Raw genomic sequence first — 25,967 nt, forward strand, 5'->3', positions numbered from 1 at the left:
AAATATGGAAGAGATCAGAATTGGGATGATTGGTCATGGATTTATGGGGCATGAGCATGAGAAGATGCTGACAGAGATGGAGGGCTTCCGCATAGTCGGAATTGCCGATATGGATCCGAAACAGCTAGAGGATGTGAAAGAAGGACTGAAAAGGTATACTTCAAATGAAGAACTGTTCCGGGACCCGGAGGTGCAGGTGGTACTGATCGCGGCAAATAATAACCAGCATCATGATCTGGTGCTCCAGGCCGCACGGGCAGGAAAGGACATCATCTGTGAGAAGCCCGTCGCAATGAGCCTGGAAGAGCTGGATGATATGGTCTGCGTGACAAAAGAGTGCGGCGTAAAATTTACGGTACACCATCAGCGCAGGCTGGACCGGGATTTCCGCACGGCAAAGGAGATTTTTGACCAGGGCTCGCTGGGAGAGGTGTACACCATCAAGAGCAGCCTGTATGGATTTAACGGAAATATGCATGACTGGCATGTACATATCAGTGAAGGCGGCGGGATGCTGTATGACTGGGGCGTGCATCTGCTGGATCAGATTTTGTGGATGATGCCGGGGGCAAAGCTCACCAGCGTCTATGCAGATATCAGAAATGTCATCAATTTTGAAGTGGATGATTATTTCAAAATTTTGATGCGGTTTGACAATCATGTTACGGCGGAAGTGGAGCTTGGAACGTATTTCCTTACAGACAAGATGCATGACAAATGGTTCGAACGCCACTGGTTCATAGGAGGCAATCAGGGGAGCGCCTATCTGGACGGATTTGCTCCGGAGGGAAAGATCGTGCGCACCGCCGGACTCCTGAAAAATGTGGGCGGCAAGAGAACCATGACGGCAGCAGGCCCCACGCGCTCCTTCGGCCCTCCGCCGGAGGGAAAGATCCTCACCGAGCCGATTCCGCTGGCAGATACAACGCATAAGGGATTTTTTGAGAATTACAGAAGGGCATACTTCGGGGAAGAAGAATTTCTTGTGCAGATTCCAGAGACGAGGAGAGTGCTCGCGCTGATGGACGCAGTCAGGGAATCCGGACAGACGGGGGAGTCGGTCAGGTTTGAATCATGTTTTTAAATTATCTCCTTATGTGGCAACAACCCTTCGATGTTTTTCCTTTTCAGGAAAACATTACATACAAAAAATGACAGATAAATCTTGTGCTTTCAGTTATCTGTCTGTATAATGGGCTTCGGCGGAGGAAATGTCGGAACCGTTTGTGATGATTTGATGGAACAGAACAGCATTTTCACATAGGGCATCCTATAACACATGGACCTACGGGACGGGTGTGCTTTACCCGGTAACGTATCTCCAAGGTCTATTCCATACCACATATCCCTGCGGAACAGACGTATTTCATCCGATAAAATATAGAAGCATAAAGGAGAAAAATGAATGATCAATCGGAAGAAAAATGCTAAGAAAATACTGGTATTTTTTCTTATTTTTGGTCTTATCGGCGGAACGATGGACCATTTGCGGGTGACCGCGGCGGCGGGAACAGAAGAGGAAGGCTCTTCGGGGACAGAGGCCGGCACGGAAGAGGACATTTCTGCACAGACAGATTGTATCTGCACAGATTTATGTACGGCTGAAACGAAAGAACCGGATTGCGCCGCTTGCAGAGAAGATCTGTCTGCCTGTAAAGGACAGGCTTCAGAAGTACAGCCGGGAAACAACCCGGATGAAAGCGGAAACACAGATGCAGAGAACCCGGCAAAGCTTCCCGCAGACCCGGAAGCGGCCGCGGTGAAGGAGCTTCTCAATGGACTCCCGTCGCTGGAGGAGCTGAAGGCTTTGGAGAAGAAGGAGCTGGACGAGGCATATGAGCAGATCCAGAAGGCTTTCGATGCTTATGAGAGTCTGGATGACGGCCAGAAGGCGATGTTCCCGGGAGCGGAGGAGCAGTTGAAGGAACTGTTGGAATATTTTACAACATTGATCATGCCGCTGGCTACGGACCAACAGATAGAAGCTGCGTGGAATGCGATGACAACGGCAATGGTCAACTGGGACCAAGAAGTAGATTTATCTGCGTATAACCTTAATAGCAATGACTGGGGGAAGATCTGGCCGGATGTGGCGCAGGATAATCCGGATCTGTTTTATGTACTGGATGGGACTTATTATACATCGCCTGACGGGATCGTTCAGAAGTGTACATTCACATATAACTCGCAGTATAATCAAAATAGCGTCGCAGAATATAGAGCCGCGATCAACAATGTATTTTCCGAAGTTATTGGAAATAATATGACTGATGAGCAGAAGGCGACCGCGCTGCATGACTATCTGGTGCAGCATATGGTATATGACCAGAATGCAAACAACAATCTGGGAATTGAAAAGAGAAATGCATACGAAGCTCTGGTAAATGGCATCGGAGTCTGCCAGGGGTATACTCTTGCATACGCCGCCCTGCTGAAAGAAGCAGGGATCGAGGTGGATTATTGCAAGAGCCAGTCTATGAATCATATTTGGAATTATGTAAAACTGAACGGCAGCTGGTATCATGCGGATCTTACATATGATGACGCAACTGCCGCCAGCCAGACAGGGGAGACAGGTTATGTAAAGCATGAGTATTTCCTGCTCAGCGATAGTGCCATGAGGAGTAAAGCGCATAACTGGGATTCAAATAGCATTACATGTGCGGACACAAGTTATGATAATTCCTGGCATAAGACTGCGCCCATAACGGAATCTGCGATTTATGCGGTGAATGGAAATTCATATTATCTCAAGGGTGAGATAGTGGCTGGCGCGCCAAATACGATATATAGCGGCGCGTCACTGATGAAAAGAGACGCGAATGGAAATGAGACACAGGTTGCAAAACTTGATATCGAAAATGTGGGAAATGGATGGCCCATGTATTCTATGAGCTTTTCCAGACTTTCCTGTTCCAAAGGAGTGCTTTACTTTAATGTAGGAAATTCGGTCTATTCCTTTAACCCGGCAGCAGACACGGTACCGGTGAAAATTTACCAGTATGAGGATCAGAGTAACCGAATCGTGACAGGTCTTCTGGCAAACAGCGAGAGGATGACTCTGGAGATATATAATCCCAATACCGGTAAGATTGAGGATAAGATCGTTGTGTCTATGACAGGCATGGAAGAGCAGAAGGATTTTGCATTTCCAGTAAAAACAAAGACGGTGACTTACGGAGATGCGGATTTTACCATGACAGCCAAAGGGGCAGCGGAAGGTTCGTCAGTCAGCTACAGCAGTTCGGATCCTTCGGTGGCATCGGTTGATACGAGGACGGGTCTGGTCCAGATTCAGAAAGCAGGCAGCGCAGTGATTACGGCTACGGCTTCGGCAGTAGGGAACTATGAGGAAGTAAGCAGTTCCTATCAGCTTACGGTTTCGCCAAAGGCGCTGGCATGGGATGTGAGTGCTCTGGAAGCGGCGGACCGGCTGGATCAGATCAAGGACCGGGAGGCGACCCTTTTCGGTGAATTGAAGCTGGAAGGCATTTTGGAAAAGGATGCGAAGCTTGTCCTGTTTGACTGTCCGGCAGAAAAATTGTCCGGTGTCTATGAGACAGCGGCAGAAGGCAGCCAGAAGGTGGCCCTGTCCTGGAAAAACGCTCAGGATGAAGCGATCCTTGAGGGAAATGGAAAAGAAAATTATACCATGCCCGGGGCTTTGCCGGAGATCATGGGGCGGATCAGCGCGGTTCAGGACATCCCCCAGGAGCCTGCGGACGGAAATGAATTTAAGATCGAAGTGGAGAGCGGTATTTCCAAGGTGCCGGATGCCTTCCTGAATCAGGAGCATTTGAATACGCCGGGCAAGATCGAAACGGAGATGAAACTGAAGATCCAGGAGAAGGACAGTTCAATTGCAGAGTCGGATCTGGTAATCTATGATGTGGAGCTTCTGGTCAATCTCAATGGAGCAGGCTGGGAAAAGGTGACGAAGGATAATTTCCCGGCTGACGGCCTGTCAGTCACCCTGCCTTATCCGTCCGGTACGGGCAGAGAGACACATCACTTTACGGCGGCTCATATGTTTACCGAGGATATGAATGGGTTTAAGGCAGGAGATGTGGAATATCCGGAAGTGGCTAATACGAATAGCGGGATCAGCTTCAAGGTAAATGGACTTTCACCGATTGCTGTAGGATGGAAGGATGTGAAGGACGATTCTGCAGGGGGCGGCGGAAATGACGGCGGAAACGGAAGTGGAAGTAATGGCGGAAGTGGAAGCAATGGCGGAAGCGGAAACGGAAGCAGCGGCGGAAGCGGAAGTGGAAGCAGCGGCGGAAGTGGAAACGGAAGCAGCGGCGGAAGCGGAAGTGGAAGCAATGGCGGAAACGGAAGCAGCGGCGGAGTCAGCAATGGAAGCGGCAACGGCGGCAACGGCAGCGCGCCGAACATTTCCGGTACTCAGGCGAACAGCCCTGTGACCGGCGACAATTTGCCGATCATGCTGTATGTACTTCTGGCGGCAGCGGCATTCGGTGTAATGACCGTAATTTATGTAAGAAAAAAGAAGAATTGATATCGATAGAGTTTTGAGACGATAATAGAAAAGAAGGCGGAGAATGTATAGGATTCTCCGCTTTTTTCAATACCAACATATGCGCTAGTACAGCCTTTTTGCATGGGACGGCGGACATTCGTAACCTGCTTCCCTACAAACGCCCTTCCATCAGATCCTCCAATGTGATCCCATAAAAAAAATCATGAACCAGCGTATCGTACTTTTTCCATAGTGGCAGAGTAATACAGCCTTCGCTCCGGGGACAGGCTTCCGCGTTCGGCATCAGGCAGGCAACCGGGGCGAGAGGGCCTTCCGTCAGTTCTATGATCTCACCCACGGTATATTCTCCGGGGGAGCGGGTCAGCCTGTAGCCGCCGCCCTTTCCGCGGAGTCCCTTCAAAATATTTCCCTTTACGAGTATTTTTAAAATGATCTCCAGATATTTTTCGGAGATTTCCTGCCGTTTCGCAATTTCCTTTAGCGGAATATAATCCTCTTCCCGGTGCTGTGCAAGATCGACCATGACCCGGAGCGCATAGCGTGCTTTCGTTGAGATCATAGAAATATACCTCCAATCTTTTCCTAAATTATAGAGCCAATTGGAAAATAATTCAATAAAAACATATAAACCTATTGACATAGTAGGTAAATAGTAGTAATATGCATTCAATGATCCATAGAGGAAAAATAAGAAAATCCTTCGGGACCAGGAAAGGAGAGTAAAATGGCAGCTTATTACAAAGGTACACTCGGACTGATCGGCAATACTCCGCTGGTTGAGGTCGTGAATATGGAAAAGGAGCTTGGATTGAGGGCAACAGTCCTGGTGAAGCTGGAATATCTGAATCCGGCGGGAAGTGTAAAGGACAGGATCGCGAAGGCGATGCTGGAGGACGCGGAGGACAAAGGGCTGTTGAAAAAAGGTTCTGTCATCATCGAGCCAACATCAGGAAATACAGGCATTGGCCTGGTAGCAATCGGGGCTGCGAAGGGCTATCGGGTGATCCTTACCATGCCCGAGACCATGAGCATAGAACGGAGAAATATTTTAAAGGCGTATGGCGCGGAGCTTGTATTGACGGACGGCGCGAAAGGGATGAAAGGAGCCATTGAAAAGGCAGAGGAGCTTGCGGGAGAGATTTCGGGCAGCTTTCTTCCCGGGCAGTTCATAAATCCGGCGAATCCTGCAGCCCACAAAGCGGCGACAGGGCCGGAGATCTGGAGGGATACGGACGGAAAGGTGGATATTTTCATTGCAGGGGTAGGAACCGGCGGTACGGTTACAGGGGTCGGTGAGTACCTGAAGGAGAAAAATCCGGATATCAGAGTTGTGGCCCTGGAGCCGGCAGATTCCCCTGTATTGTCGGAAGGGAAAGCCGGGGCGCATAAGATCCAGGGGATCGGCGCGGGATTTATACCGGAAGTATTGAATACTTCCGTATACGATGAGGTGTTCAGGGCTAAAAATGAAGATGCCTTTGCCGCGGCAAAGCTGCTTGCGAAAAAAGAGGGCATCCTGGTCGGGATTTCTTCCGGCGCCGCGCTGCATGGAGCCATCGAACTGGCAAAGCGGCCGGAGAATGAGGGCAAGGTGATCGTGACGCTGCTGCCGGATTCCGGGGACAGATATTATTCAACACCGCTGTTTTCGTGAGAAATTTGTTACATTAATGTAATAAAGTACGAGACAAATAAAAACGGATATGCTAAAATGATTACGGAAATGTTACTATTTACAATCACATAAAAATAGACAGTCAGATTCACCAGGCACGATCGTAAAGACCTGATTGTAAATTTTTAATAGTAACACGAAAATAGATCAAGGAGGACAATAAAAATGGCAGATATAAAAGATTCGAAAAACTGGGGATTTGAGACAAGGCAGCTGCATATCGGGCAGGAGCAGGCGGACCCGGTCACAGACGCGAGGGCAGTACCCATCTACGCGACCACTTCTTACGTATTCCATGATTCCCAGCACGCGGCGGACCGCTTCGGACTCCGTGATGCGGGAAATATTTACGGAAGACTGACCAATCCCACCCAGGATATTTTTGAACAGCGCATCGCGTCCCTGGAGGGCGGCGCGGCGGCTCTTGCGGCGGCATCCGGCGCGGCGGCGATCAGCTATACATTTCAGGCGCTGGCGAAATCAGGGGAGCATATTGTGGCATCTAAGACGATCTATGGCGGAACCTACAATCTGCTGGCCCACACCCTTCCGCTGACCAACGGCGTGACCACAACCTTTGTGGACCCGGAGGAGGAAGGCGCCTTCGAGGCGGCGATCCAGGAGAATACGAAAGCAATCTTTGTGGAAACACTGGGAAATCCGAATTCTAACCTGGTTGACCTGGAAAAGCTGGCTGAAACGGCGCATAAGCATCAGATCCCGCTGGTTGTCGATTCCACATTTGCGACGCCCTACCTGATCCGCCCGATCGAGTATGGGGCAGACCTTGTGATCCATTCTGCGACAAAATTTATCGGGGGCCATGGCACAGCCATCGGCGGCGTGATCGTGGACAGCGGCAATTTTGACTGGAAGGCATCCGGCAGATACCCCTGGATCTCGGAACCGAATCCAAGCTATCATGGAGTATCCTTCTCCGACGCGGCGGGGGCGGCAGCCTTCGTGACCTACATCCGCGCGGTGCTCCTGCGGGATACCGGCGCGACACTTTCCCCGTTCCACGCGTTTCTTTTCCTTCAGGGACTGGAAACCCTGTCGCTCCGTGTAGAGCGCCATGTGAGCAACGCATTAAAGATCGTGGAGTACCTTGCGAAGCATCCCCAGGTGGAGGCGGTGCATCATCCGTCGCTGGCAAGTGAGCCCAGCCACGGATTATATCAGAAATATCTTCCCAATGGGGGCGGCTCGATCTTTACATTTGAGATCAAAGGGGACGCAAAGACGGCACAGAAATTTATCGACAACCTTGCCATTTTCTCACTTCTGGCAAATGTAGCAGACGTGAAATCCCTGGTGATCCACCCGGCAACGACGACTCACAGCCAGAGCACGGAGGAGGAGCTTGCGGAACAGGGGATCCGGCCGAATACGATCCGGCTTTCCATCGGGATTGAAAAGGCAGAGGATCTGATCGCGGCGCTGGAAGCGGCGTTTGAGGCGGTGAAGGAATGAGGAGCTGTAGAAAATAAGATGAAAGCATGATGGATCTAAAAAAACGGAGAGCGTGGGAAGCCCTCCGTTTTTTTGTGCTTTTTGGTTTCCAGCGTCTCCGTCTGTCCCGGCTTATAGCCGTTCATCTCATGGGTAAACATATGGGTTCTAATAAAATATTGAAAAAAACCCAATTATAATATTAAAATTTCAAAGAATGAAAAACAAGATTCCTGGCAGGAACGTCAATTTTTTGGCAGATTCGAATTTGAACCGAAATGTTATTATTTTTAGTGAAAAAATTGACAGTCAGATTCGTCAGGCACTTTCTTGCCGTAAGTCAATTTTAAATAGGACAGATTCGTTTTGGGGCGTGGACAATTATAGATGGGAATGGTATCATAAAAAAAGTATTGAAGTAGTACCTAAAGGAGACTGATGATATGACGATGGAAGAGATTGTTCATGGGGAATCCAAAAATGTCGAATTTAAAGAGACATTGCCTGATAAATCAGAGAAATACATGAAGACGATCATAGCTTTTGCAAACACGCAGGGAGGTCAGTTGATAGTAGGTGTGAATGATGTGACGCGGGAAGTGACAGGTGTAGATATGGACTCTGTGTTTAAAATTATGGATCGTATCACTAATGCAGTTTCCGATTCCTGTACACCCCAGATTGTGCCGGATATTACATTTCAGACAATTGAGGGAAAAACCATTGTTGTGGTTTACGTAGCACCTGGAGCAAACAGACCATATTATATGAAGTCCAGAGGCAAGGAAGGCGGTACTTATATTCGTGTTGCCGGTACATCCAGACAGGCGGATGCGGATAAGATTAAGGAACTGGAATTGGAAGGAGCGCGGATTTCCTGGGATGAACTGATTTGTGTTGGCTATGAAGTCAAGGAAAATGCGATTAAAAAGCTTTGTCGTGATATGAATCGGTATCGCAATGAAATGCAGCAGAGAAAGGGAAATGCTGAGAAACTGCAGCAGGTTACGAGGGCACAGCTATTGAACTGGAATGTGATTAAGAAAACGGAAGACGGTTATCTGGCATCGAATGCATTTGCATTGTTAACCGGAAAACATTTCTATTATTCCAGAACCCAATGTGCCGTGTTTGCAGGTACAGATCGTGGAGAATTTATTGATAAGAAGGAATACGACGGCCCGCTTTATGGGCAGATTGAAGAAGCATATGCCTTTGTTTTGCGCAATATTCGGAGGAGCGCAAAAGTGGAAGGACTGATTCGAAGGGAAGGTCATGAATTACCTCCAGACGCGATTCGTGAGATGATCATCAATGCCCATTGTCATCGCAACTTTTTGGACAATTCCTGTGTGCAGGTAGCCTTGTATGATGACCGTCTGGAAGTGACTTCACCCGGAGGATTGTGCTATGGACTGACGCTGGAGGAAGCGATCAGCGGTCGTTCCAAGCAGCGAAACCGTATTGTAGCAGAGGTATTTAACCAAATGGGACTTATTGAAGCCTGGGGAACCGGACTTCGAAATATTCGAAAAGCGGCGAAGGAATACAGTCTGCCGGAACCGCAGTTTATTGAGATGACAGGAACCTTCCGTGTGAATCTGTTTCGCAGTTTATCACCGATGGAAGATCGGCAGAAGATCGGTAAAACATCGGCGAAAAATTTGAAAAGCATCGGTGAAACATCGGTGAAAGCCCGGAAAAGCATCGGTGTTGAATTGAATGCTACGCAGAAGAGTATTATTGATCTGCTGTCGGAGAATGTACAGATGAGCGGAACTGAATTAGCGGAGCGAATTGGAATTTCAAAAAGAAATATTGAGACAAATATCAAAAAACTCAAGGAAAAAGGTATTTTAGTCCGCCATGGCTCTGCCAGAGCCGGATATTGGGAAATTTGTATCTGACATTCTGAATAGTTATGCGTATTTTTTGAAAGGCAGTTTCGCTTTTAAGCGGTATTGTCAGAGCAAGAAACGGCATTTTATTGTTGGATGAATTGGGAGACAGAGCAATGGAATTTTATAATTCACAAAAATAAATTTCTGAAACACTTTTCCATACATGGTTGTCTATCTTATAGAAAAACAAGGGAGGTAGACACAACATGAATCAAAAGCTGACAAAATTCATCTGTTTCCTGACCACGGCAATCCTGCTGTGCTCCTGCTCTCCGAAGGGAGGCGGGGACGCGGAAAAAGCGGACAGCCCGGCACAAGCCGGAACGCAGACCGGAACACAGACCGAAGCCGCATCTGACGGACAATCCCCGGCAGGGGAAGGAACCGCTTCCTGGCGGAAGACAGAGATCCAAAAGCCGGAGGGAGCCGTCTATATCAATTCCATGAACTATCTGGCGGACGGCACCCTTCGGATCAATTCCTCAGACGCGGACGGACAGAATCCGGCGGTATGGGACAGCCGGGACAATGGAGGAACCTGGGAGAACGCGGATGCGGACACGAGCCTGGCATCCGACTACGGATATCATTATTCCGCCGATGGAAGCCTGTTTATCTATGACAGCACGAAGCTGACCATATCGGCGGGAGACGGGACGGAATCCAGATCCGTCAGTGTGAACGAAGAGGAAACAATCAGCGAAGCGGCCATGGCGGGAAATACCCTGGCAGTTCTGGTTTATGACCAGAATTCACAGCTCCGGCTGGACGTCTATGATCTCAGCTCTATGTCCTGCAGAACCCTGGAGAACGGGGAACTTTCCGAATATCTGAACTCTCAGTCTATGGGAGGCATTGCCCTGGACAGTTCGGGAGGGATCCTGTATCTGACGATGGGAGGAACCGGAGAGCTTAAGATTGCGCGGTATGACCTGAATCAGGATCGGTTCAGTTATCTGGCGGAATCGGAAGAGATGGCCCGGCTGCTCAACCCGGAGGAAAAAAACGGCCTGGTCAATCCGAATGAGAAGATTCTTCTGTCCATCGCGGTAAACGGCGCGGAGGATAAAATGGTTCTGCGCATGCTGAGTCCGGCAAACAGCCAGACAACACTCTATCTGTGTGAAAAGGGCATTTGGGAGGAGGAAAAAACTGCTTCGGAGGGAACGCTGCGGATCTACAGCTTATACGGAGGATATGAGATCCGGCAGGCGGCTTCCCTGTTCCAGGGGATGCACCCGGAGCTGGAGGTCAGCTTTGAGACGGGATACACCGGGGAGGACGGCGTGACCCTGTCGGACGCGATCCGGACACTGAATACGGAGCTGATGGCCGGGGAAGGCCCGGATCTTCTGGTACTGGACGGACTTCCCGCAGACAGCTATGCCGGGAAAGGGCTTCTGGAGGATGTGACGGACATAGTGGAACCGTCGAAGGAAAAATATTTTTACAATATGATCTCCGCTTACAACGACGGGGGAAAGATATTCAAGCTGCCGACGGCATTCAGCGTGCCGGTGCTTCTGGGCGATGAGGAGACCCTGGCCGCGGAAAACCGGGATGAGCTGATGAAGGTATTTGAAAAAAAGGAGGATGCCGGAATCCCGTTCATCACTCCGGAAAATCTGGCCGGAACGGCAGGCAGCCTGTTTATTACCTCCGATATTCTTGGGGAGACTGTGGACGAAGGGAAGCTGGCGGATTTTTATAAGGATCTGGAGAAGATTGCCTCCCAGAGTATGTCGGATGACGAACGGCAGGAAATGGAAGCGTATCACAAGATGACCTATTGGGCGGAAACACTGTATCCGTCAGGAGGATTTTCTCCGGACCTGGAATTATATTTCGGAGAGGCACAGGCAGGGGTCGGCAGAATATCCATATATGAAAATTTTATTCAGATCCTTGCCGTACGCAGAGAAAAAGGATTGTCATACCAGTACCTGAACAGGGAAAATGGGAATTACTTTGTAGCAGAATCCGTGCTCGGGATCAACAGCACTGGGAAACATCCGGAAGCGGCCAGACAATTTCTCGAATATTATCTGTCAGGGGAAGCACAGGAGACCATGCATTTCGGACACTTTTCTATAATCCGGAGTGTGATGGAAAGTACGGATCGTGAGAAGTACATTTCAGAAAACGGGGAATTCATAGGGCAGATCTCAAGGAAGTATACCCCGGAGAAGGTCATGAACCTCTATAAGATCACGCCTGACGAGCTGCAGGAGCTGATCACATTTTTCGAGGGCTGCAGCCGTCCGGTGAGGGACGACGCGTTGGTGCTGCGGAAGGTGATGGAGCAGGCGGATGCCTGCCTGTTCGGGGGGAAAGATCCGGAGAGCGCGGCAAAGGATGTGTGCAGTGAAGTGAATCTGTATTTGAGTGAATGAGTGCAAGAAAGAGTGCTGCCATTTGCGGCAGCGCTCTTTTTTTGCGCCGCCGCATAAAAAAATAGAATTAATTTGAAACACTTTTGGCCGCCGGGTTGTCTATCATATATAATAATGAAAAAGAGGACAGGGGAAGGTACCAAGGATGGAAAAAAACCTGATCAAGCGTGCGAAGCATGGGGATAAGGATGCGTTTTTAAAGCTGATGAATACCCAGATGCAGACCATGTACAAGCTTGCGTGGACATATCTGAAAAATGAGGATGATGTGGCGGACATTGTTCAGGATACGATTCTGACATGCTTTGAAAAGCTGCCAACTTTGCGGAAGGAGAAGTATTTTAAAACATGGATGATGAAGATTGTGATTAACCACTGCAAGAATTTTCTGAGGAAAGAGAAGAGGATCATACATATGGAAACATTGCCGGAGGAGACATTTGTGGAGCGGGAGTACAGCAACAGTGAGTGGAACGAGATGCTGGGGCTGCTGGACGAAAAGTACAGGACGGTCCTGCTGCTCTATTATCTGGAGAATTTTAATACGCGGGAGATCAGCCAGATTCTGGACATGAATGAAAGCACGGTGCGGATCCGGCTGAAACGGGGACGGGACAAGCTGATCAGGGAATGCGATACATAAAAAGGGAGAAATCAAAGAATGTCTGATTTTCAGAGGAATGAATTTGGGAAGAGAAGAAGGATCGAGAGGCAGCTTCGGCCGCAGCTCCGGAAGGACGCGGAGATCCCGGATCAGGTGTACAGAAGCGCCGGGAAGGCATATAAGATGATCCTGGACGGCACGGTGCGTCAGGAAGCCGTACAAGAGGATTTTGAGAAGAAGCCGAAGCGCGGCGCAGGCCCCATCCTGTTTAAGATGGCCTGCAGCGCGGCGGCTGTCCTGCTGGTGTGCGTGCTGGCCAATGCGGTATTTCCGGCGCAGGTGAGGGCACTGCCCATCGTAGGCAGCATATTTGAACAGATCCAGGATGCGGTGGGATATGAAAATCTGTCGGAGTATGCCAAACCGCTGACAGAAAAGGAAGACGGCAGCGCTGATCCGGATGAGGACATGCAGGATTATACGGACACAAACGGCGGGCTGGCCGTGTCCGTTTCCGAGGTTTACGCGGATTCGGAGATTATTTATCTGTCCATGAAGCTGAAGAGTGAGGAGCCGTTTCCAAAGAGCTTCTATTATCTGGATGAAAATGATACGGAAAAGATCGACGGAATTGTGGCGATGTTTTTATATGCGCGCAGGAATTACAGCTTCATGGACCAGGAAGCGTGGGAAAACGCAAATGAATACAGCAGCCAGATCATCGTAGAAGGCCTGATGGTCAATGAAAATACGTATGAATTTTTGTGGAGGATGGATGTGGCAAGTGAACTGGCATGGTATCGGAGACAGGTGGATCAGGAAGCAGTCCTGCCGGATGAATTTACACTGGATATCGAGATCACCCAGATCGATTCCCTAATTTCTATGGAAAAATGGTACAGAGGACCATGGAAGCTCAGCATCCCCATCCAGGTGGACGAAAGCCACAGGGAGGTCGTGGAGGTGAACGAGACCGGCGGAACCGGCGCAGGGCTGTTCTCCGTGGAAAAAACGCCCTTCGAGATCACCACGCGGGCCATCACCCCGGGGCTGGCAGGCTATAAGGTGGTGGTGCTGGACGCAAAGGGGAATAAGCTGCCCAACGTACTGCAGAATGAAACTTTCTACGATGAAGATACGGATGTCAGGTATCAAAAATGGCGGATCGAAGGGCATGACGCTTCCTCGGTGGAGGTATTTGTCCTGGGAAAGGACTTTTATGAAAATATCTACGCAACAGGAATCTGGAGAAGTACCGACTGGGAGGGCAACGAGAATAAGCCGGCGGAGGAAAAGCTGGGAACACTGCTGAAGGCGTATGCGGAATACCATAAAGTGATCCGGTTTGATTCATAAATATTTCCGGCTGTACAGGCGGAAAAAGTTCCGGCAGAGGTTCAGAAAGGAAGAGATTAATTTGACGAGAAAAACATCAGGAATATACCGCGCTGCCGCAGATATGTTCCATAAGATTTCTAAGATTTTTCCGAAAGGAAGGAACAGATATGCAGGATTTATGGTTCTTCTGGGTATTGCCGTGGCCATGTGCTCCTGCACTCCAAGGGGAGGAGACGGAGCGCAGGGTAAGGAAATACAGGAAGGAAAGAATTCCGGGGATTCGGATCATGCGCCGTCAGGGGAACATGTCTGGAATCTGACAGAGCTTCCAAAACCGGAGAGCGCGGTGCGGGTCACCTCATTAAAATATCTGTCGGACGGCGCGGTGCGGATCAGTACCGGGGATGCGCATTTTGAACATGCGGCAGTCATGGACAGCAGGGACGGAGGAAGAAGCTGGGAGGCCGCGGATGCGGCCACGAGTCCGGAATTAGAGGATGAGGTGATCGGAAAATATTATTCCGCAAAGGGAGTTCCGTTCGCTTACAGCAGTATGGAGCTGATACTCTCCGCAGACAGCGGGACAGAAGAGAAAACAGTCCGCATGGAGGAAGGCGAAACCATTTTTTCCGCGGATGTCTCGGCAGATACATTGGCAGTCCTGGTTCTGGAAGAAATGCAGTTCCATCTAAAGATTTACGACCTGCAGACCATGGAGTGCAGATATCTGGAGGATCCGGAGCTTTCGGAATTTTTGGCGCGGGCGGCCGATCATGCAGGCGGACAGATTTCGCTGGACAGTCAGGGGAATTTCCTTTATATAGAGGGAACCGGAATCGGACGTTATGATCTGACGCAGGACAGGTTCGGCTATCTGATCGGGGAAGAATTGTACGATGAACTGATAAATCCGAATCAGGAAAACGGCCTGATCCATGATCTCGGGATTCGGGACCATTTTGCGGTAAAGGACGGGGAGGATCAGGTCTTACTTTCGGTGAGCAGCCCGGTATCGGAGCAGTCGAAGCTGTATCTGCTCGAAAGGGGAGCTCCAAAAGAGGAGAAGCAGGTCCAAAAGGAGAAGCTGCGGATTTATAGCCTGAAGGAGAGCGCGATCCGTCAGGCGGCCACTCTATTTCAGGAAAAGTACCCGGAGCTGGAGGTTACATTTGAAATCGGATGTACCGGTGGGAACGGTGTGACCCTGCAGGACGCGATCCGGACCCTGAATACGGAGCTGATGGCCGGGGAAGGCCCGGATATACTGATACTGGACGGGCTGCCTGCGGACAGCTATGCAAAAAAGGGCATGCTGGAGGATCTGACAGACCTTGTGGAGCCGGACAAAGAAAATTATTTTTACAATATTATTTCAGCTTATAACGGCGGAGAAAGGATTTACCAGATGCCGCTGGAATTTTGCGTGCCGGTCATTCTAGGCGATGCGGACACCGTGGCCGTAAAAAACAGAAGGGAGCTGATGGAGGTCCTGAGAAAAAAGGCAGGCACCGGGATCCCGTTTATGGTTTCAAAAAATATTTCCGAAGCCGCGCTGGAGCTGTTCATTACCTCGGATATTGCGGGGGAAACGATCAATGAGGTAAAGCTCGCGGATTATTACCGTGATCTGGATACGATCGCGGACCTGTGTTTTTCAGACGGGGAACGGGATCTGTTTCCGGTGGGAGATAAGATGGCATATTGGGCCGAACAGTATCCCGGCGTGGGTTTCTGCCCGGAGCTTGATCTCTATTTTGGGGAAGCGCAGGCTGGGATTACCAGGATTGAAGCGCTCTGGGACTATATGAAGATCCTTCCCCTGTGCAGGGAAAAAGGTCTGTCGTATCAGTATTTGAACAGAGAGAACGGAAATTATTTTATTGCGGTCAGTGTGCTGGGGATCAGCAGCGGCGGAAAGAATCCGGATGCGGCAAAGCAGTTTTTACGCTTTTATTTGTCCGGAGAGACGTATGGGGATGGGGCTTACCCATATTTTCCGGTCATCCGGGAGCTGGCTGCAGGATCCAGGTATGTTTCGGAAGAGGGAGAATCTGTGGGAGGCACATCCAGAAAACATACCCCGGATCAAACGATGGACATGTATAAGCTGACTCCTGCGGAGCTGAAGGATTTTACCGCGTTTTTGGATGGGCTGGATACTCCGGTGAAGGACGACGCGGTGGTGATGCAGAAGGTGATGGAGCAGGCGGAAGCCTGCCTGTTCAAAGGAAAAGATCCGGAGAGCGCGGCGGCGGACGCATGTAGAGAGGTGAATCTGTATTTGAGTGAGTAAATGAAAAAATATACTCACGAGTATGATTTGTCTTTTTGCGCAGTTCGGAAGTGTGTGAGAAAAATGATCATGAAGTATGAAATGGAGATCAAGAAAATGGTTTCGCTGTATTATTTTCGTTTATCTGCGGCAAGGGGAGGGCGGAGCAGGGACCGATGGGGACTGGCTTTCGTCCTGCCCAGCCTGGCGGGGGTACTGGCGTTTTATGTGCTCCCGTATCTGGATGTGATCCGCAGGGCGTTTGTCAGAACCATGACTGGAGAATTTGCGGGGCTGTCTAACTTCCGGCAGGTGCTGGGCAATCCGGCATTTTGCCTTGCGGCGGCGAATACGGCCAGGATGATGGGAGTCAGCGTGCCGATCTTGGTGGTATGCTCGCTGATGCTGGCGGTGCCCCTGCAGAAAGGGATCCAGGGGGGAACGTGGTATAAGAGCGGACTGCTGATCCCTATGGCCATTCCGGCGGCGTCCGTGGTGCTGCTCTGGCAGTGTATCTTTGCCAGGCAGGGATTTTTGAACGGTCTGCTGCATCTGTTCGGGATTCCGGGGACGGACTGGATGAATACGGGCTATGCGTTTGCGATCCTGGTATTCAGCTATGTCTGGAAAAATCTGGGGTACAGCGTGATATTGTGGATCGCCGCGCTGGAGGGGATTCCGGCGGAGATCCACGAGGCGGCCCGGATCGACGGGGCCGGGGAATGGGTGATATTCTTTCGGATTACGGTCCCCAACCTGTTTTCTGCATTTTTTACAATTACGGTGCTGTCGCTGATCAATTCCTTTAAGGTATTCCGGGAGGCGTATCTGGTGGCGGGGGATTATCCGGATGAGAGCATCTATATGCTGCAGCATTTGTTCAATAACTGGTACAGGAACCTGGATGTGGATAAGATGGCGGCAGGCGCGGTGCTCAGCGGGGCCGTGCTGCTTGCGCTGGTGAGTCTGTTCTGGAAGAGGTGGGAAGGAAAGTGAGATTCAAAAAGGGACATGTGATTCTGCGGGTTTTCCTTGGGGTACTGGCTTTTGTCTGCTGCTACCCGATTATTTTTTTGCTTACGGGGGCTTTCATGGGGCAGGGGGAAGCTGCGGAAAATCTGAGACCGGTATTTGCGGGAGGGGAAGGGTTTGCAGCCTGGTCTTTGATCCCATTTCAGCCGACGTTCCGTTCCTGTGTGGAGCTGATCTTTGATACACCAGATTTTTTTGTGATGTTCTGGAATTCCATGAAGATCACAGGCGGGATTCTGGCGGGACAGGCGCTGTTCGGCATTCCGGCGGCCTGGGGCTTTGCCAGATATCGATTTCGGTTTCACAGGGGGCTGTTCTTTTTATATATCGCCATGATGATGATGCCGTTCCAGGTGATGATGCTTTCGGACTATCTGGTGATCAAACAGATGAACCTGATGGATACGATGGGGGCGATCCTCCTTCCGGGGATTTTTTCGACCCTTCCGGTATTTATCATCTGCCAGTTTTTTAAAGAGATTCCGGAGGAACTGCTGGAGGCGGCGCGGATCGACGGTGCCGGGGAAGGGGATATTTTTTTCCGGGTCGGACTGCCCCTCGGAAAGGCCGGGATCATTTCGGCAATGGTGCTGCAGTTTCTGGAATGCTGGAATATGCTGGAGCAGCCAATGGCATTTTTCAAGACGCCGTCCCTGTGGCCGCTGTCCATGTTTCAGCCCCAGATCACAGCGGAGACGGCGGGGACTGCTTTTGCGGCATCGGTTTTTGCGCTGCTTCCTGCAATCTGGGTATTCCTGGCCGGACATGAATTTCTGGAGCAGGGGATCCAGGGGTACTATTCACGGGGAAGTGCATCTGCGGGGCGGCATACGGGATGATGAAGCACGGAGCTTTTTACTGCCTGCGGTGCGGAGGGGCATCCGGACCGGCCAGGTACCGGAGCAGGCATATTTCGGAATAAAGGCACGCTCGGATACGTGAGAGTGTGCAATCAATGTGCGAGGTGAAATATGAAACAGAGGATTAGAAAGGCGGGAATCCTGCTTCTTGGATTGATGATCTTATTTACCATCATTTCCAGGACTGCTTACAATATGAGTACGGCTGAGGTGTCCACGGAACGGGCGGAGCGTCAGACATTTACCCCGGATGTATCGGCCCGGGGGACGGTGACCGGAAGCCGGGAGATTGCCGTTTCTACGGTGGAAAATCTGCGGGTAGGGACGGTGCGTGTGATGGAGGGACAGGCTGTGGACGCGGGGGAAATCCTGTTTGAAGTAGATTTGCAGGATCTGACGGAGAAAATGAAGGAAAAACGGCAGGAATTGGAGGTTCTGGATTTGCAGATCCGGGGAACCGCAGAGTCGGAAGCAGTGGAGGAAGCGTCCCGGCAGTTAAGCAGGTTCCAGGCGCAGGAGGACTATAACCGTACTGCGGGCCGGGAAAATGCCGCGGTGGATGCGGCTTTGGCGGAGCTGCAGAAGGCACAGGAGGAATATCAGAACTTTACGGCAGAATCGGCGGGGAATGCAGGGCAGGCGGAAGAAGGTCAGCCAAGCCCAGGCCAGCCAGGCTCAGATCAGTCGAGCCCGGGTCAGTCGGGTTCAGGTCAACCAAGCTCAGGTCAGTCGAGCCCGGGTCAGTCAGATCCAGGTCAGCCAAGCCCGGGTCAGCTAAGCCCAAGTCAGTCGAGCCCGGATCAGACAGGGGAGCAGCTCCTTGCCGCAGTGCAGGAGAAGCAGGCGGCTTATGATCAGGCGCTGCAGAATCGGGAGGATTCCTTATATAATGCGCAAAAATCTCTGGATTCGGCGAATCTGGGAACCGCAAAAAGTTATTCCCTGGAGCAGAGCCGGATCACCCGCGGGCAAAAAGAGGAGGAGGCTGCGAAGCTGCAGGCGCTTCTCGATGTCCAGGGCAGGGTAGCGGCTCCGGTAAAGGGAATGGTGACAGGTGTTTCTGTCAGGGCGGGCACAACAACCACCGGCGGGGGCGATATTCTGCTGTCGGATCTCTCGGGCGGGGCCAGCCTGACTGTAACATTTCCGGAAGAGCTGCGGAAATATATCCGGGAAGGGGCTCAGGCAGTGGTGACGGCAGAGAACGGTCGGAATGATCTGCAGGGAATGCCGGGAACGGGAGGCAATGGGGCCCAATCCGGGGAAGCAGAAGCGGGAAGTCAGGAGATCATGCCGGGAGCTTCGCAGACAATGGGGCAGAATGGGCAGCAGAGGTTCTCAGATCGTGTGACGATCCGGACCGTTGCGGATAGCACCCTGCCCGGCAATGGAGCATCAGATACAGGAATGTCCGGATCCGGAGCAGCGGGTTCTTCCACCGGGGATACAGCAGGAGGCAGTTTTACAGTGACTGTAGATCTGCCGCCGGAGCATTTTACGGCAGGGGAAACGGCAATCCTGAAGGTGGAGGTCCGGTCAGGCGATTATGATACCTGTATTCCGGCAGCGGCGCTCCATTTGAGGGAAAAGGACCAGTACTATGTAAATGTGGCGGAAAAGAGGTCCGTGATCCTGGGAGAGGAATGGGCAGTCCGGCAGGTGGATGTGGAATTGCTGGAGAAAAATGAAAAATATGCCGCAGTGGAGGGGATTTCTCCGGAGCAGGAGATTGTGACGGAGGCGTCCCGCACATTAGAGGACGGAAGCAGGGTGAAAATGAAGAATGAAACGTAGTTGTTTGGCGCGGGATCTCCCAGAGATACGGATGAAAAGCAAAAGTGAGATGTTATGCGGCAAGAAGTGGATTTCGTGGTGCCGGCTTTTTTTGCTGGGAATCGTGACGCTGCTGTGTTTTATGGAAGCAGTCCGGCATGCGGAAAATCTGAAGGATCAGCTTTGGGTATTTCATTTTACGGCATGCGGGCAGCAGGGAGGGATGGACCCGTCCGGCGCCAGGCTGGCCCAGGAGCAGAATCTGAAACAGGAAATGCCGCTGGAATTTGTGAACTGGACGCAGGCGGATGGAATCCAGATAACGGCCCCCGCCCTGGGAACCATGGAGGAATGCGCGGCCCTGCTCCTCTGCGGCCGGTCGGATCTGCTGTTTCCGGGGTATGCCGTGCTGGATATGGAAATCCAGGACAGCTGTCTCATCAGCAGTACATTATCGGCAAAGCTGTTTGGCGGGGCGGATACCCGGGGACTTACGGTGGAGGTACAGGGCTGGCCGCTGGAGGTGCTGGATGTGATTGACAGTGAGGAAGCATTTCTGGCATATGAAGCCGGGGAAAATGATGTGTGTCTGCTGGACCGCGCTACAGTGAGAAGCGTTCCGGAAGGGCCTGGAAACGTGGCGGAACGCTATCAGCAGCTTTGCGGAGAGTGGGAACGGATGGAGGATCGGGCGTTGGTCTGGATCACACAGGGGATGTGCTTTTTGATTCCGTTCATATTGTGGATATTTTTGATCCGGTATTTTCGGGAAGCGGCGAGACAGGCGGATATGGCGGCAGCATCGACGAATGAAGCCTGCGGCGTAGATGGAAATTTAGACAGGCCCAATGTCCGATTTATGAGTTTGGGTGATACCAGGTATCACAGGATGGAAAAAATAATCTGGAGAATATTCTCGTATCTTCTGCTGGCAGGCGGGATCCTTCTGCTGATTCAATGGATACGGATCCCGGAAGATATGATTCCCGCAAAATGGTCCGACTTTGAGTTCTGGTCGGAATATGGGAAAAGGCTGGGGACGGCGTGTCAGGCTTTGATCCGGTCAGAGAAAAAGATCCCGGATCTCCCGGTCATGGGAGAATTTGTACGGGCACTGCTTTGGGCGGCGGGGGCTGTTGCGGGGGAAGCGGTATTTTTGCGTGGGTTTTGGAGGATGTAGGAAAAAAATAGAAGGAACTGCCGTGAAATAATAGGTACGGGGCGGTATACCTATTATTTTAAGGCGGTTCCTTATGGTTTCTGCTGTAAATATTTAAAACGATGATATACCGGCTTATTTTTGTTATAATTGATATTCCTGATACAAGCTTTCACGTAAAGCATCGTCAGTTGCAATCTTAACAATCAGGTCGCTTTTTCCTTCGTTGGTCAGATGAAGGATTAAACGTCCGTATCTTCGCGCTTCCTTTTTCTCGCCAATAGTCCGTTCTTCTTCCCGGATATAATCCAGCACTTCTTTTTCGTCATATTCAAAGATACTCATGGCCATCACCTCCGCTTTGTTCATTCTCAAAAAATCCGCTAAGATCCCTTCTTTGATACACTCGTCCACTGCCCGCTGCACAGCGTCTTTCAAATCCATATCGCTGCAGTACCTGCGAACCCGCTCTACATATTCCATGTACTCCCGCAGCGTCGGACACTGATCCAGAAAATCCTTATTATTACCCGGATTGATATTGATCACCAGTACCTTTAATTCCAAGAGCGGGGATTCCTGCTGCAGGATCCGGCTGATCTCGCTGGAAGCTTTGCCACTATTACTGTAGAGTTCGGTGTCTTTGTCGATTTTGACAACAGTATCAGATGTATGCTCCATATTGTTTCCGGCAAAACCAATAAATGGAATGCCTGTAGCTTCTGCGATTTCCGCCGTGCCTTCAGCACTCATTTCACTCATCTTATACAGGTCCGACAATTTCAGGATAAGGCGTTCCGGATATTTTTTGGTGCCATTGTAAAATACTGTAAAATAAGGCGTCTGCAGCTTCACCGGTGTACTTCCGTATAGCTTCCTGCCCTCTACGAGGCCCTCATATTCTTTTGAAATATAATGCAGAAAACGTAGCGGCATATTCGGATTTATAGTTGACTGACCCTCATATAAATGGAGATCATCGGATACGATAAAAGCCAGGTCATTTTTCATACCCATATAGATCGCATGCTTCAAAGTGACGACCTCCAAATCCGCGTCCTCCGTATAATTCTTTCCGCTGACAGCATTATACAGCTCGATCTGCCGTGTCTTGTCATCGCGGTATAAAATACGGAAGACATTATCCTTGTGCTCCTTGTTCACAAATACCTGTTTTTCATTCATGTAAAACCCTCCTTTTCCGGGCTTCTGAAAAACAGACGTCATTCCCATTGTGATTCCATATACAAGGAAAAAACAATGCATTTTTACAATCCGTCAGCAATCCAGAAACCCTATGCTGTTATAAAAAGTATTGAAGTAAGCATAGATTTTCTGAAATGTTGAATGACGAGAAATCAACGGAAATAGAACTTTAGAATCCTTATGCTTTGCAATGATGATAACATAGAGAGGGGATATTTACAAGCATTTTCGCCCGTGCATGATAAGTGTTCAACATAATTGTTACAGGTCACACCTTGACCAGGCGTGCCCTGTAACTCAGGCCGTCATTTTAAATTGCCTACGGCAATGGACGGCCTGAATACCAGCTCTTATGTGCATCCTCCCAACCAATCAGCGTGGTGATTGGTCGGGGTGTGACATGTAACACATAATTTCATAAATGTCAGCCTCTAAAATTTCCGCCGCCTTTCATCCAGCGCTTTCAAAAGATAAGCCATATTCCGTCCAAGATTTCTCATGGTTTCCAGACCTTCTCCATCTGACTGAACATCCCCCGGCATCTGCCCGTAAGCTATCGGCCAATAGGAAGAACCGACTACAAACATATTTTGCGGCATAAAGAAGTGGTTCATGGAATCCAGCGCAGAAAGTGCGCCACCTCTGCGTGCTGCCGTAACCGCCGCGCCGACTTTATGTGCGAACAGATTTTCGCTGCGGTTCATATCCGTCACCACCGATGCCCGTTCCAAAAGCGCCTGCATATTCGCAGACATATTTGCCGTATAAACCGGGGAACCGAGAATGATTCCGTCAGCCTGTGTCATTTTTTCAAAGATTTCCTGAAACTGATCCTTTTTGTGAACACAGTTCTTCTTTCCGCTGCAGGCCCAGCAAGCCTTACAAGGCTCCATTATTTTGCCGGAAAGCGGAACCATTTCCGTTTCAATGCCTTCCTTGTTTAGTTCCTCAAATACGGTATTGATAAGAAGCGCTGTATTTCCATCTTTTCTCGCGCTGCCGTTAATCGCTAAAACCTTCATGCCTATTTCCCCCATCTATGTATTTTTAATACCAGTCATGCTTTTCACCGCGGTCAAGGTTATTGATCTGCTCCATTTCCTCCTCTGTCAAAGAAAAATGATACAGCTCCGTGTTCTCCTTGATGTGGTCGGGATTACTGGAACCGGGAATTACTACCACGCTTTTTTGCAGGTTCCACCGCAAAATGACCTGTGCGGAAGATACATCGTGCGCTTTTGCAATTTCCAAAATTACCGGATCGCCAAGCAGCTCTGCCGTATGTCCCCGTCCACCCAGCGGATACCAGCCCTGCACCACAATCCCCAAATCCCGAATAAATGGGATGACATCATTTTCCTGATAGTAGGGATGAATCTCATTCTGCACGAGTGCGGGAACCGTATCCACCTGCGGCAGAAATTCAGTCAGTTCCTCCACATACCAGTTAGACAGACCAATGGAACGAATCTTTCCATCTGCCACAAACTGCTCCATCGCCTTGTATGCCTTCACGTCATTGCCATCCGGGTGGTGTAGGAGCATCATATCCACATAGCCGATATTCAGACGATCCAGACACGCCTGAATGGACTGCTCCGGGTTTTCCATTTCACTGCCCGGATAGATTTTTGTGATAACGAAAATGTCCTCCCGCTGAATGATCCCCTCATCAATTGCCTCCCGGATTGCCTGACCGATTTCCTCCTCAGAGATGGATTGTCAAGTGTGTTTGTAAACTTTTCTTATAAATTTAGCAAAAAGGTGCATCATACCAGAAGCTTTTACCTCGTCACGATACACCTTTTTGTACGATTATCCGTCTTTATTCTATTTATACAGACTAATCTTCTTCAAAATCCACATAAATATCCCGGATATTCTTTTCTATATTTACTCCATGAATATATCCGAAGTTTATTTTTCGCTCACGTATTACATTCATGAACTGATGGTATTTTGAATGGCTGATAATATCCGTAAAGAAATAGACATAATCCGCCTTGTCAACAATCGAAACATCTGTCGATCCACTGGCCTCTGGATGAAACATCGATGGAAATTCATCATAATAAAATGTTCCAGATTCTCCATAAGCCAATGTCCTGAGCATTTCAGCCAGCCACGACGAATTGCACGTCATCGCGCTTGCACAATGAAAGATCATTCCATAAAGCGTAAGCTCCTCTGCGGAATATTCTTTATTGCTTTTGGGGAAAGTCTTCTTCAATATGGACAGCACAATGGCAAGTCGGTCTTCCACACCTCTGTCGTCTTCATCACACCAATCTGCATATTCCGGGCTGTATCCCAGCCATTGAAATACATTTCCGAGGAATTTCGACATCTTTGCATCAAGGGAGTATAATTTCTTTTGATCAAAACGCTCATCTATTTCCTTCCGGCAATCCTTAAAGCTGTCGCCCACAGCCTCATCAAACGAATATCCAACGCTTAAACCAAATTTATTAATGAATTCATTTAAAATTCCATATACAACATTACATTCCACGTCAAACTTAATGTCATACATTGGCGCTATACATAAAATTCTTGACAGATTTGCATAGTAAAGATGTCTCCTTCCTTCTGGCTTTGCCAATGCCAGCAGTTCACTGAGTGACATCTTACTAAATCTTTTGAGTGTCCGGTATTCTTTTTTGTAATATATTTTATGCAAATACAAAAACAATGCCTTCGTATATTCGCTTCCGTTATTCACCGCGTTCATCATCAGGCCAAGTGTAAATCTGTTAAACATTAGTTCCGGCCAGTCTTCACCGGACTCAATATCGAAATACTCTACATCTTGGTGTTTTGGAATGTTTGCAAATTCATGGACATAAAAATCCCTTGCAATCAGCGGAAAGTCTTTCCTCATCTCATCATTTATAAAAAAATCAACAAAAAGATGTTCACACCCGTATGTATCCAAGGATATTCCATTGAAATCCAGCATCAACTTTTTATCATCCTGAATTTTCATCATATAATTGACAAAGTTTCCGCTCGATTCTATCATGCTTTGAAGCAGATTATTTAATTCTTCTGTACTTGGCAGCCCGTCAAGCGGAAAATTAACATTCTTCATGCATGTTATACCTCTCATCGCTTTATACCTTGAATTTTTCAAGGTCTGCCACATCTTTATCTGTGCATCACTTCCTGCCAGAAACAAAATATCTGACTCCGCCTCCTTACAGCAATCCTGTATCATGTCCAGTTCCCCCTTATGTCTCAACCTCTCAACATTCCATGTGGGAATTTTCATAACATTCCTATATCTGTGGTCTCAATATCACTTTAACGGGAGCGACTTCCCCTCTTTTAAAAAGTCCTGCCACTGAATGATCCAGATATTTTTTTCTGATTTCCTCATCAGCGATCCTGCCCTTGAATATAATTCTGCCAGCATCAACCGCTTCATTGTAGGGAATGGTTTCCCGCACCTCATTTTCGGCTGGAAGCCATTTATCTATCTGATATACTTCTTTCACAATCCCATAAACAACAGCTAAAGCATAGTCTGCCTTCTCTACACTGGCAATCTTTCTCTTCCAGCAGCCCCGTGACACGTCATACAGCTCGGTTTCACTTATACCCTCGCGATACGACTTGTTGATTTTGATAATTACGATATTTTCCCTAAGTTTTGTCATATCAAAATCCTCACTTTCACATTATTTTGTTAAATTTTATATTTGGCTCTTACTTCTTCCTTTGTAGGGAAAATGCCGCTTTCTACAATAATCTTATTTTCTCCGGCAACAACGGAAGCGATGTGGCTTGTGTCATCCG

The 25,967-nt window shown here is 49.3% G+C and carries 19 protein-coding genes; 13 read left to right on the forward strand and 6 right to left on the reverse strand.

All coding sequences use genetic code 11. From position 1 onward, the window contains the following. Positions 1-4 precede the first annotated feature (4 nt). Both ACTOY7_RS12685 and ACTOY7_RS12690 read left to right on the forward strand, forming a co-directional pair. Complete coding sequence (locus tag ACTOY7_RS12685) at positions 5-1,084, forward strand: Gfo/Idh/MocA family protein (protein WP_482670764.1); 1,080 nt, start codon at positions 5-7, stop codon at positions 1,082-1,084. Between the two features lie 321 nt (positions 1,085-1,405). Next, a complete protein-coding gene (locus ACTOY7_RS12690) occupies positions 1,406-4,522 on the forward strand; it encodes a transglutaminase domain-containing protein (RefSeq protein ID WP_482670765.1) in 3,117 nt (1,038 codons plus the stop codon). 133 nt (positions 4,523-4,655) lie between these two features. Here ACTOY7_RS12690 and ACTOY7_RS12695 read toward each other — a convergent pair whose 3' ends face one another. Then, positions 4,656-5,063, reverse strand: coding sequence for an RrF2 family transcriptional regulator (locus tag ACTOY7_RS12695; protein ID WP_160284660.1), 408 nt, complete (start codon positions 5,061-5,063; stop codon positions 4,656-4,658). 165 nt (positions 5,064-5,228) lie between these two features. Here ACTOY7_RS12695 and cysK point away from each other — a divergent pair, with 165 nt between their 5' ends. The 11 genes from cysK (at position 5,229) to ACTOY7_RS12750 (ending at position 20,984) form a co-directional block, all read left to right on the forward strand. Continuing rightward, the gene (cysK, locus tag ACTOY7_RS12700) at positions 5,229-6,158 is read left to right on the forward strand and encodes a cysteine synthase A (RefSeq protein WP_482670766.1); all 930 of its coding nucleotides are present in this window, start codon (positions 5,229-5,231) and stop codon (positions 6,156-6,158) included. 186 nt (positions 6,159-6,344) lie between these two features. Continuing rightward, positions 6,345-7,652 carry an O-acetylhomoserine aminocarboxypropyltransferase/cysteine synthase family protein gene (locus tag ACTOY7_RS12705; protein WP_482670767.1) on the forward strand — a complete coding sequence of 436 codons (1,308 nt, stop codon included), beginning with the start codon at positions 6,345-6,347 and terminating at the stop codon, positions 7,650-7,652. Positions 7,653-8,074: 422 nt separating this feature from the next. Further along, entirely contained in the window at positions 8,075-9,538 is a 1,464-nt protein-coding gene (locus ACTOY7_RS12710; RefSeq protein WP_300823760.1) for an AlbA family DNA-binding domain-containing protein, read from the forward strand. 200 nt (positions 9,539-9,738) lie between these two features. Then, a complete protein-coding gene (locus ACTOY7_RS12715) occupies positions 9,739-11,925 on the forward strand; it encodes an ABC transporter substrate-binding protein (RefSeq protein ID WP_300885304.1) in 2,187 nt (728 codons plus the stop codon). 145 nt (positions 11,926-12,070) lie between these two features. Further along, positions 12,071-12,568: an RNA polymerase sigma factor gene (locus ACTOY7_RS12720; protein WP_300885303.1), complete on the forward strand. Its 498-nt coding sequence runs from the start codon at positions 12,071-12,073 to the stop codon at positions 12,566-12,568. 18 nt (positions 12,569-12,586) lie between these two features. Beyond that, a complete protein-coding gene (locus ACTOY7_RS12725) occupies positions 12,587-13,885 on the forward strand; it encodes a DUF4179 domain-containing protein (protein WP_160284698.1) in 1,299 nt (432 codons plus the stop codon). Positions 13,886-13,946: 61 nt separating this feature from the next. Next, positions 13,947-16,160 (forward strand): extracellular solute-binding protein, encoded by a 2,214-nt coding sequence (locus ACTOY7_RS12730; protein WP_300885301.1) that lies wholly within the window; start codon positions 13,947-13,949, stop codon positions 16,158-16,160. Between the two features lie 96 nt (positions 16,161-16,256). Next, positions 16,257-17,135, forward strand: a complete 879-nt coding sequence (locus ACTOY7_RS12735) for a carbohydrate ABC transporter permease (RefSeq protein ID WP_160284703.1) — start codon at positions 16,257-16,259, stop codon at positions 17,133-17,135. Further along, positions 17,132-18,010: a carbohydrate ABC transporter permease gene (locus ACTOY7_RS12740; protein WP_482670768.1), complete on the forward strand. Its 879-nt coding sequence runs from the start codon at positions 17,132-17,134 to the stop codon at positions 18,008-18,010. Before ACTOY7_RS12735 ends, ACTOY7_RS12740 begins: the two co-directional genes overlap by 4 nt. A gap of 132 nt (positions 18,011-18,142) precedes the next feature. Next, a complete protein-coding gene (locus ACTOY7_RS12745) occupies positions 18,143-19,825 on the forward strand; it encodes an HlyD family secretion protein (protein WP_160284697.1) in 1,683 nt (560 codons plus the stop codon). Positions 19,826-19,856: 31 nt separating this feature from the next. Further along, positions 19,857-20,984 (forward strand): hypothetical protein, encoded by a 1,128-nt coding sequence (locus ACTOY7_RS12750; RefSeq protein ID WP_300886451.1) that lies wholly within the window; start codon positions 19,857-19,859, stop codon positions 20,982-20,984. 123 nt (positions 20,985-21,107) lie between these two features. On the opposite strand, the gene ACTOY7_RS12755 is transcribed toward ACTOY7_RS12750, so the two are convergent. The 5 genes from ACTOY7_RS12755 to ACTOY7_RS12775 all read right to left on the reverse strand — a co-directional run bounded on the left by ACTOY7_RS12755 (position 21,108) and on the right by ACTOY7_RS12775 (position 25,828). Then, on the reverse strand, positions 21,108-22,148 hold the full coding sequence (locus ACTOY7_RS12755; RefSeq protein WP_300886450.1) for a transposase: 1,041 nt from the start codon (positions 22,146-22,148) through the stop codon (positions 21,108-21,110). Positions 22,149-22,600: 452 nt separating this feature from the next. After that, positions 22,601-23,191 carry a flavodoxin family protein gene (locus tag ACTOY7_RS12760; RefSeq protein WP_482670769.1) on the reverse strand — a complete coding sequence of 197 codons (591 nt, stop codon included), beginning with the start codon at positions 23,189-23,191 and terminating at the stop codon, positions 22,601-22,603. A gap of 25 nt (positions 23,192-23,216) precedes the next feature. Beyond that, positions 23,217-23,885 carry an aldo/keto reductase gene (locus ACTOY7_RS12765; RefSeq protein WP_482670775.1) on the reverse strand — a complete coding sequence of 223 codons (669 nt, stop codon included), beginning with the start codon at positions 23,883-23,885 and terminating at the stop codon, positions 23,217-23,219. A gap of 127 nt (positions 23,886-24,012) precedes the next feature. After that, positions 24,013-25,440, reverse strand: coding sequence for a hypothetical protein (locus tag ACTOY7_RS12770; RefSeq protein ID WP_482670770.1), 1,428 nt, complete (start codon positions 25,438-25,440; stop codon positions 24,013-24,015). 7 nt (positions 25,441-25,447) lie between these two features. Beyond that, entirely contained in the window at positions 25,448-25,828 is a 381-nt protein-coding gene (locus tag ACTOY7_RS12775; protein WP_482670771.1) for a hypothetical protein, read from the reverse strand. Between the last annotated feature and the right edge of the window lie 139 nt (positions 25,829-25,967).

This window comes from Schaedlerella sp., assembly GCF_056796775.1.

Bases quoted from the DNA above. Each gene is read 5' to 3' on its own strand.
- ACTOY7_RS12685 (WP_482670764.1), top strand. From the start codon at position 5: ATGGAAGAGATCAGAATTGGGATGATTGGTCATGGATTTATGGGGCAT.
- ACTOY7_RS12690 (WP_482670765.1), top strand. From the start codon at position 1,406: ATGATCAATCGGAAGAAAAATGCTAAGAAAATACTGGTATTTTTTCTT.
- ACTOY7_RS12695 (WP_160284660.1), bottom strand. From the start codon at position 5,063: ATGATCTCAACGAAAGCACGCTATGCGCTCCGGGTCATGGTCGATCTT.
- cysK (WP_482670766.1), top strand. From the start codon at position 5,229: ATGGCAGCTTATTACAAAGGTACACTCGGACTGATCGGCAATACTCCG.
- ACTOY7_RS12705 (WP_482670767.1), top strand. From the start codon at position 6,345: ATGGCAGATATAAAAGATTCGAAAAACTGGGGATTTGAGACAAGGCAG.
- ACTOY7_RS12710 (WP_300823760.1), top strand. From the start codon at position 8,075: ATGACGATGGAAGAGATTGTTCATGGGGAATCCAAAAATGTCGAATTT.
- ACTOY7_RS12715 (WP_300885304.1), top strand. From the start codon at position 9,739: ATGAATCAAAAGCTGACAAAATTCATCTGTTTCCTGACCACGGCAATC.
- ACTOY7_RS12720 (WP_300885303.1), top strand. From the start codon at position 12,071: ATGGAAAAAAACCTGATCAAGCGTGCGAAGCATGGGGATAAGGATGCG.
- ACTOY7_RS12725 (WP_160284698.1), top strand. From the start codon at position 12,587: ATGTCTGATTTTCAGAGGAATGAATTTGGGAAGAGAAGAAGGATCGAG.
- ACTOY7_RS12735 (WP_160284703.1), top strand. From the start codon at position 16,257: ATGGTTTCGCTGTATTATTTTCGTTTATCTGCGGCAAGGGGAGGGCGG.
- ACTOY7_RS12745 (WP_160284697.1), top strand. From the start codon at position 18,143: ATGAAACAGAGGATTAGAAAGGCGGGAATCCTGCTTCTTGGATTGATG.
- ACTOY7_RS12750 (WP_300886451.1), top strand. From the start codon at position 19,857: ATGAAAAGCAAAAGTGAGATGTTATGCGGCAAGAAGTGGATTTCGTGG.
- ACTOY7_RS12755 (WP_300886450.1), bottom strand. From the start codon at position 22,148: ATGAATGAAAAACAGGTATTTGTGAACAAGGAGCACAAGGATAATGTC.
- ACTOY7_RS12760 (WP_482670769.1), bottom strand. From the start codon at position 23,191: ATGAAGGTTTTAGCGATTAACGGCAGCGCGAGAAAAGATGGAAATACA.
- ACTOY7_RS12770 (WP_482670770.1), bottom strand. From the start codon at position 25,440: ATGAAAATTCCCACATGGAATGTTGAGAGGTTGAGACATAAGGGGGAA.
- ACTOY7_RS12775 (WP_482670771.1), bottom strand. From the start codon at position 25,828: ATGACAAAACTTAGGGAAAATATCGTAATTATCAAAATCAACAAGTCG.